The following is a 351-nucleotide window of genomic DNA, read 5'->3' on the forward strand; positions in this document are numbered from 1 at the left end:
TATAAAGATGGAAGTGTTGTTGTCCCTAATCTTCCACAACCTATAAGGTTGACACCACAACAATTAGAAGAAAAAAAAGCAAAAGGGTTTTGTTACAGTTGTGATAGCAAATACACTAAAGGTCATAAGTGTGCTGAGAAGAAATTATTCTACATAGATTGTGAAGAGGAAGAAGAAAAGGAGCAAGAAAGGTCAAAAGAAGAGGATATACTCCAGAAACAAAGCCTAGATAAAGAAGAAATGAATCTGACCATATCTTGTAATGCATTGGCAGGAATTACCACTCCTCAAACCATCAAGATAGAAGGACAAATCAAGAAGAAAAAGGTAATAGTGTTGATTGATTCAGGA

The 351-nt window shown here is 35.0% G+C and carries 1 protein-coding gene; it reads left to right on the forward strand.

Translation table 11 applies throughout. The annotated features are described in order from the left end of the window. Positions 1–351: hypothetical protein (locus EZM41_RS02810; protein WP_198469292.1), on the forward strand; the 351-nt coding region annotated here is incomplete at both ends.

Origin of the sequence: Acetomicrobium sp. S15 = DSM 107314, assembly GCF_016125955.1 — a bacterium.
GTDB classification, from domain to species: domain Bacteria; phylum Synergistota; class Synergistia; order Synergistales; family Thermosynergistaceae; genus Thermosynergistes; species Thermosynergistes pyruvativorans.